General features: G+C 31.6%; 7 protein-coding genes. 5 read left to right on the top strand and 2 right to left on the bottom strand.

Going from position 1 to position 8,031, the window contains the following annotated elements:
• The 3 genes from P8H68_RS01865 to P8H68_RS01855 all read left to right on the top strand — a co-directional run.
• Positions 1-856: hypothetical protein (locus P8H68_RS01865; RefSeq protein WP_300320894.1), on the top strand; the 856-nt coding region annotated here is incomplete at its 5' end.
• A gap of 276 nt (positions 857-1,132) precedes the next feature.
• Positions 1,133-2,365 carry a metallophosphoesterase family protein gene (locus tag P8H68_RS01860; RefSeq protein ID WP_300320892.1) on the top strand — a complete coding sequence of 411 codons (1,233 nt, stop codon included), beginning with the start codon at positions 1,133-1,135 and terminating at the stop codon, positions 2,363-2,365.
• A 112-nt stretch (positions 2,366-2,477) separates the two neighbouring features.
• On the top strand, positions 2,478-3,359 hold the full coding sequence (locus P8H68_RS01855; RefSeq protein WP_300320890.1) for a bile acid:sodium symporter family protein: 882 nt from the start codon (positions 2,478-2,480) through the stop codon (positions 3,357-3,359).
• A 122-nt stretch (positions 3,360-3,481) separates the two neighbouring features.
• Here the strand turns inward: P8H68_RS01855 and P8H68_RS01850 are convergent, their stop codons facing one another.
• Positions 3,482-4,954 (bottom strand): hypothetical protein, encoded by a 1,473-nt coding sequence (locus P8H68_RS01850; RefSeq protein WP_300320888.1) that lies wholly within the window; start codon positions 4,952-4,954, stop codon positions 3,482-3,484.
• A 154-nt stretch (positions 4,955-5,108) separates the two neighbouring features.
• Between P8H68_RS01850 and P8H68_RS01845 the strand changes: the two genes are divergently transcribed.
• The gene (locus P8H68_RS01845) at positions 5,109-5,582 is read left to right on the top strand and encodes a hypothetical protein (RefSeq protein WP_300320885.1); all 474 of its coding nucleotides are present in this window, start codon (positions 5,109-5,111) and stop codon (positions 5,580-5,582) included.
• A gap of 25 nt (positions 5,583-5,607) precedes the next feature.
• Positions 5,608-6,123 carry an inner membrane protein YiaA gene (gene yiaA / locus P8H68_RS01840; protein ID WP_300320882.1) on the top strand — a complete coding sequence of 172 codons (516 nt, stop codon included), beginning with the start codon at positions 5,608-5,610 and terminating at the stop codon, positions 6,121-6,123.
• Positions 6,124-6,174: 51 nt separating this feature from the next.
• Here yiaA and P8H68_RS01835 read toward each other — a convergent pair.
• The coding region (locus P8H68_RS01835; protein ID WP_300320880.1) for a ComEC/Rec2 family competence protein at positions 6,175-8,031 on the bottom strand (1,857 nt) is incomplete at its 5' end.

Here is an 8,031-nt window from a genome sequence, read left to right as displayed (position 1 = left end):
CGGATCAACAATAGGTATAAAAAACTTAACAAAGCAACTCCTACCTAAATTCATTTCATCTTTTGAAAACTACATTAAATCTAATTTTGAAAATAATTTCAAAAATCTATTTACTGAACAGAAGATTCTTGATAAAATTAGGCTAAAACTAATAAATCGACTAGAGCCAAGAGTTGTTGAATTAAGGTTTAGTAGTTTTGAAGTTGGATTAGCTCAAGACACTACCATGTTGGATATAGAAAATAAAAAAGTTCGAGAGTGGGCGGTAAACGCATCAGATGACTATAAGCAAGAAATCCTAGAAGCAGACTACAACAATCCTGAGACAGTAAATTTGCTAATGAAAAACTATACATTAGAACAAAGAAAGAAAATACTAGGACCTTTAAACGAATTATCTTCTAATAAAGAAGTAATATTTACATATAAGAAAGATAAAACCTCAAAATACATCAAAAGTGGAGTAAAAAGCCAAATAATAAAAGATAAAATTTTACGTGAAGAAAAACCTGCAATAAATACACCTGAAGAAAAAAACTATGAGTTTGTAAATGTAACTCTACTTGTTGAAAAAGGAAAAACTCCAAAAAAGATAAATACTGATAATGGACTATTTACTTCTTCAAATAACGAAACAGTAATGCTTACTTCTGAAATTTTCAAAAACCATGGTTGTCCACTAGAAAAAAACATAAACTTAGAGCTGAAGGCTGAAGTACAAGGAGATCTTGTTCATTATTCAACAGTTTTTGAATACGAAGATTTTCAACATACGGAAAAAGCTGGAGCTAATTTTGATGCTGGGATAACAGCAATTATTAAAAAGATTCACGAGTATATACTAAACACAAAATAAGGACAAAAAGAACTAATAAAGAACTAACAAAACACGAATTACACACAAACCCCTTTTAAAACAAGGAATACAACACAACTACATGACGTACAAAATGTATATCACTCTTTAGAGATGTAACACTCCTCAATTATCATATTTTAAACCGCTTTTTTTCAAAAGCGGTTTTTTTATGGTCAAAATTCATCAATTATTGTCTCATTTGAATCAAACTGACCGTTGAACTTATAAAAAAATGTAGTTTTACAAAGCTGAAACTTTAACCAATATCCTAACATGAAAAAAACAGTTTTAATTCTTTGTCTTCCCCTTCTCTTTGCCTTTGCTTCCTATTTCAAATCAAACAGCAACGAGAAACCACAATTATTGAGAGAACCCTATTTACAAATGGTTCGCGAAAAGACAGCAACCATTACTTGGAAAACGGATGCTACTGCAAAAAACTGTCGTGTAGAAATTCACAAAGAAAACTCTTCAAAAACCATTGTTAAAGAAGGAACATTGACACTACATGAAAACAATAGGTTTAACGAAGTTGTTTTCGACAAACTCAAACCAAACACTAAATACTATTATAGCATCTATTCTAATGGATATAAATTAGCAGCAGGAGAAAACTATTATTTCATCACCAATCCCAAAGGAAAGAAAACTGCTTTTAGCTTTTATGCGTTAGGTGATATAGGAGCCAAATTACCCCATAGTTTTGCCGACAAACCTGCTTTGGTAATTAAAAAACTAGAAACGCAACCTAATTTTGGATTAGGCTTGGGAGATATTGTTTATTCTAAAGGGGAAAGTAAATTTTACGACAAGCAATTGTTTGAACCTTTTCAGGAAGTCTTTAAAAATATCCCCTTCTACCCTGTCCCAGGAAATCATGATTGGTATTCTGATCCTGAAAAGAATTTTGAGAAAGAATGGTCTTTACCTAACAACGAACACTTTTATAGTTTTTCTTATTCAAATGCGCTTTTTATTGGACTTGATTCTTCTAAAGGAGAATTCTACCACTACGAAAAACAACTAGAGTGGTTAAAAGAAACTTTGAAGAACAACAAAGATAAATACGATTGGACTGTTGTTTACTTACATCATAACGGTAAAACATGTTCCTATAAACCCAATTACGAATCTGTAATTTCTATTTACAAAGTACTAGCCAGTAATAATGTAGACCTTGTATTGAATGGACATGCGCACACTTATGAACGTTTGAAGCCTTATGATGGATTAGGAGATATTGATCCCTCTCAAACCAACCATACTAACTACAATAAACAAGATGAAAAATTTATTTCCATAACGGTTGGAGCTGGTGGAAAACTAAATAAAAAATGGACTCCAGATCCCGAAAACGAAAAAAATTGTAAAGACGGTAGCATTGTTGCCCATTATGAACACGTACCAAGTTTTGCTTTAATTTCAATAGATCAGAATACACTTAAGTTTGAAGGAATCAACTCTTTAAATGGAGAGCGTTTTGATGGCTTTACGATCACAAAATAATTATTTCAATAAAGTTTGAAACAGACATCCTTTCTTATTACGAATATCGCAATAAGCATCATCCTATTAATAGACTCTTTTTCTATATATTTGATTGAACCAAATCAACAAAATGGAGACGTCAATTCTTACTGCAGTAATATTACCCGTTTCATTAGCTATCATCATGTTAGGAATGGGACTAACGTTGAAACTAGAAAATTTTAAAAAAATATTTCAATATCCGAAAGCAGCAATTATTGGATTGACAAACCAACTAATTGTGCTACCTATTATTGGTTTTGTATTGGCTATTTCTTTTGACTTATCCCCTGATATGGCTATGGGATTGATGATTATTGCAGCTTGTCCGGGTGGACCAACAAGTAACCTGATCACACATATAGCAAAAGGGGACATTGCATTATCTATTTCCTTAACTGCAATTACTAGTATGTTGACTGTATTTACCATACCTATAATTCTTTCTTTCGCTTTGAATTATTTCACACAAGATTCCAATGCTCAAATTGAGCTTCCTATTCTAAACACTATTATTCAAATAACGGGAATTACCATCGTCCCAGTAACTATCGGGATGCTTATTAAAAATTACTATCCTAAGTTTGCAGACAATATGGAGTCTCCCATGAGAATAGCATCTACCGTAATCTTTGTAGCAGTATTGTTAGGAATTATTTTGGCCAATAAGCATCATATTGTTGAGTATCTTAAAAAGGTTGGTTTGATTGCTTTGGCATTGAACATAGCTACCATGGCGCTTGGATTTTATTCTTCTAAATTTTTCCAATTAAACCTAAAACAATCTATCTCTATCACTATAGAAAGTGGAATTCAGAACGGAACTTTAGCGATTGTTATCGCGACTTCTATACTACAACAAACTGCGATGAGTATTCCAGCCGCTGTGTACTCTCTTTTAATGTTCCTTACAAGTGGCGTTTTAATATATCAGTTTGGCAGAAAAAAAAACAGCTCAGAATCTGTTGCCTAATTCAACCATTTCTTGTTCTCGTCTTTCTAGGAAAATAGAGAACACAATTTTTGGACAAATAAACCTATGGCAGTAGGAATAGGAATCAATCTTATAGCGTTTAAAAAACTCTGGAACCCATTTTATTCCAACAAACTTAAGCAGGTAGCATACACATCATTTTTGTTGATTTTTGATTTAAGCCAAGCATAAAAACAAAGAATAAAAATATCTTCTTTTTTTGAATCTTGATTGATCAATTCCGCAACCCTTTTCTTGAAAGAATCTTTTTCAACACAAGCGTTGTCTTTATAATACATACTAATCAACTTCACAAATTCAAGCACCCTCTTTTCATTTTGATCGAGGAGTGTTTTTTTATGTTTTTTTCTAAAACTCATCAATCTAGATTGAAACAAATCATAATTATCTAGTTCTAGCAGTAGTAATAACTCAATCAAGTTTTTCTGAATCACCCATACCGTACCTACTTTTTGAGCATACCAAATATCACTATGATAAAACTCAGCATATATTCGATAAGCCTTTTGAACATCTCCATTAAAGAATAAAGTGATTACTTTGGTCAATATAAGATCATAAAAATCTTCATTTTTGGATGTTTTTTCCGGTAAGTCCTCTAATGTTTCTAGCGAAGATTTTATATTTCCAGAAAACAATGTTGTCAATGCTTTTAATAGTTTGAATTTTAAAACAAATTTGTTTGCATACACCCCATTCTTAAGATTCATATGATATGCCATGGCATCCAAATAATTATTGGATTCCTCAAAATCTCTACGGCGAAGATTAAAATTAGACAAATAAAACAGTAGTTGAATATGCTCTGAAAGATATCGTTCTAAATCCACTGATTTTTTCTCTAGCTCCGATACAGCTTCTTCTATAAACCTCCATAATTCATGGTGTTTACCAGTTACATGAGCAATGGTATTGAAAATTTCTATAATTTTAATCAGAGACGCAAAATGCAAACCCTTTGAAGAACTAATAGAATATCTTTTTAAATTTAATTCTAAAATCTCCTTTGGATTTCTGGAAGAATTCTCTAATTCATCTTGTATTGTAGCATAAAACAACTGTAAATTTTCCTCTAATTGAAGTTGCTGCTTATTTTTCTCAAAGGCAATTTTGACTTCCAACAAATCATACAATTTTGATTTATGTAAGTTTTGAATTTTCAATAAATAAATTTCATTTAGTAAATGATACATTTCATACTTTTGAGCCTTCAACTCTGCTTTTTGCAATGTTTTAAACGCTAAAGCATTGCTATTCTGTTGAAAAAAAACACGACTCGCTACTAAAAGTTTCAAAACACTCATCTGTTTTGAGTTTCCTTTAGCAAAAGAATCTCCAGCAATAAAATCGATTAAAGTATCATGCAAACGTTTGCTAACAGCATGATACGCCCCTTTGTTACTTTCTCCATACAGTGCAACATCTATAGAACTCTTTTCATTTTCTTTAGACAAGAGTAAGAACAATTCAATATTTTTAACATCTCCCCTCCTGTTCTTTTTTTTGAGTACAGTTAGAAATTCTTTTTTCTGATCAAAAGAAAATGTATCAATAATGGCTTTATTTATATTCATTATATCGTAAGTTTTAAAAACAACAAATCACTAAATTAATTATAAAAATGAAATTAATTTAAAATTTAATCGTAAGTATTTTACAAATTACGAATTTACAGATCTTTTAAAGCCTCCCATCTTTGCATCAGTAACAACAACCTAACCTAATCGTATGCAATTTTTGAACGTTATTTGGCCCGCTGTGTATATCAGTCAAACAATCTCAGACTTTTGGTTTATCATTTTTGGAACCATAAGTATTGAACTCATCACTATTCGATATTTTTTAAAAACCTCCTGGTTGAAATCTTTCTTTATTTCAATAGTAGGGAACATTGTATCCGGAATCATTGGAACAGTACTAATGACCTATAGCATGCTTCTATGGCATTTGGTGGCTGACACTCTCTTTTTTAAAGCTACTTTCAACCCAATTAACTGGATAATGACTTTTGTTTTTATGTGTTTAGGGAGTGTACTACTTGAAGCTTTCGCTGTAAAATTAATTTTAAAAAGAAACATCAAAAAAATATTTATACCGCTTCTTATAGGAAACCTATTGAGCTACATTTTTATTGCAGGAATTATGTATCACAAACAATCGAACAAGAATCAAACTGAACCAATAGAACAATTAACAAAATAAGTACTAATTAAGAAAATCAATTATTATGGATTATAATTTTAAAAGTGACGCTACAGAACAAAATTCGTCAAACAAAAAATCAAAAACACCTAAGAAATCGGACGGTATTCAATTTGACCAAAAACCAACACCTGCATTTATGGGAGCCTCTTGGTTTGCCTTATTATCAGGAACCCTTGCTTATTGTATTGGTTTATGGAATTCAGAAATGCTTTTAAATGAACGCGGATATTATTTTACTATTTTATTATTTGGTTTATTCTCCGCCGTTTCCTTGCAAAAAAGTGTGAGAGACAAATTGGAAGGTTCAAAAGTTACGGAGATGTACCACAATATTAGTTGGTTTTCGGCTCTTTCCGCATTGGTATTATTAACGATCGGACTTTGGAATGCAGATTTATTAGCCAGCGAAAAAGGGTTTTACGCTATGTCGTATTTATTGAGTTTGTTTGCGGCCATTGCAGTCCAAAAAAACACAAGAGACAAAGCATATATAGAAGCTCTTGAATCTGAAAACAACAATCAAAAGGAAACAATCTAACAGGGAAAATTACTATGAAACCAAAGCCACTTCTATTTGAGAAGTGGCTTTTTATTTCATCACAAACGCTCCTTGCGTTCTTGTATCATGAAAATCAATATTCATTTCACTACAAGTGTTTTTCCATCTTTGTTTTATGTAAAAATAATTAGATCCGTCTGCAATAATCATACGCGGTTCCAAATAACTAATACATCTCTCCAAATTGATTTGAGGAGAATTTCTCAATAAAACAATGGATCCCTTTAAGTTCTCTTCTTTATAAAACCCCAAAGAATCAATCACCAAAAGTCTTTTCTGTTGATACTGGAATATAGAGGGTATTTTTTCAACTACGGTATCTAACGTAACTCCCGATGCATTTAAATAATTTTTCACTTGTTTATTCTCAACTCCCCCATTGATTCCATTAAAATTTACACGATTATTTTGCTGCTCTATAACAAGTGATTTTTTGTACAAATCGCAAACCAGGAGTACACTTTTATTTTTCCTTTGATACAGCTCAAAAAACAACATCAATTGAAAAATTAATAGAACACCTCCCAATCGATATATATTTTTAAGTGATGTTTTATGCAAAAGAATGGTTACACAGACAACAATGAGATAGCCGGAAATCATCATCCATTTTGAAAAATAAACCTGACTGAACAACCATGCATCCTGTTCAGAAACAAACGCAATAAAATCATTCATACAAGAAACAATCCAAGAATAGAATTGGTATAACGGCTTGAAGTCTATATTAAAAACAGCAGCAAACAAAACCACAAAACCATATAGCAATACCACCCCGAGCATAGGCAACACCACCAAGTTTGAAATCAAAAACAACCCAGGAAACTGATGAAAATAATGCAGACTTAAAGGAAGTAAACCTATCTGAGCAGAAAGAGACACCAAAGATAATTTCCAAAAGTAACGGACGAGTTTATTTTTTGGAGACCAAATTTTATTGAACACCGGATACAAAACCACAATGGATAATACCGCCAAATAACTCATTCGAAATCCTAAATCAAATAAAAATAAAGGATGTACCAGTAACAACACCAATGCTGATGTAACCAAGGTGTAAAAAATGTTATTTTTTTTCTCGAATACCATTCCCAGAGAAACAAAAGAAAACATCGTAACTGCACGAACAACGGAAGCCGACAAACCTGCCAACAGGGCATAGCCCCATAAAATTAATACGATTATAAAAAATGAAATAATTTTTCCGTTTTTAAATTGCTGCAACGGTTTTAATAAAAAGAGCAACATAAAAACCAACATTCCAATATGCAAACCACTAACGGCCAAAATATGAATAACACCTGCATTGGCATAATTCTGTTTTAACCCTGCATCTATATAATTTCTATCCCCAATCACCAAGGCTAAAGTAATTGCCAACACATCAGGATCTTCAATTTTTTCTTTTAGTGCATAAATTAATTTTTGACGATATCCATAAACGGTGCTTTTGATAGAATTTTCTGTTATTGCACATTTGAGCCAATTCCCTTTTTTTGCTTTTACTTGATGAATGATATTTTTTTGTTTGAGGTAATTCTTATAGTCGAAATCATAAGGATTTCTCCTTTCGGGCACCACGTCTAAACTAGCCTTAGTTAAAATCCTATCTCCTACAATGATTTGAGTTGAAATGGAATTTGCATATAAGGTTAAAATTACTCTCTCGTCATAAAATTTTGAATTTCCACTTTGATAAATTGCGATATAATTTTTAGAAAAATTATTTTGATTTAAAATTTCATCTATAACAAAAACTTTCAACTTTTTTTCTGAATCTAGTTGCAAATTTTTCGGCTGCTGCAGCTGCATGGAAAACATACCTATAAAAACAGGGACGATGAAAATTCCTATTTTAAAAAGCTTTTTACTTTTCAAACACAATAA

Origin of the sequence: Flavicella sp. (assembly GCF_029238425.1) — a bacterium.
In the GTDB taxonomy this organism is placed as follows: domain Bacteria; phylum Bacteroidota; class Bacteroidia; order Flavobacteriales; family Flavobacteriaceae; genus Flavicella.
This window is presented reverse-complemented; position numbering and strand designations above follow the sequence as displayed.

What these genes read in the sequence shown, in the direction of transcription:
- P8H68_RS01860 (WP_300320892.1), top strand. Translation starts at nt 1,133, where the DNA reads ATGAAAAAAACAGTTTTAATTCTTTGTCTTCCCCTTCTCTTTGCCTTT.
- yiaA (WP_300320882.1), top strand. Translation starts at nt 5,608, where the DNA reads ATGGATTATAATTTTAAAAGTGACGCTACAGAACAAAATTCGTCAAAC.
- P8H68_RS01850 (WP_300320888.1), bottom strand. Translation starts at nt 4,954, where the DNA reads ATGAATATAAATAAAGCCATTATTGATACATTTTCTTTTGATCAGAAA.
- P8H68_RS01845 (WP_300320885.1), top strand. Translation starts at nt 5,109, where the DNA reads ATGCAATTTTTGAACGTTATTTGGCCCGCTGTGTATATCAGTCAAACA.
- P8H68_RS01855 (WP_300320890.1), top strand. Translation starts at nt 2,478, where the DNA reads ATGGAGACGTCAATTCTTACTGCAGTAATATTACCCGTTTCATTAGCT.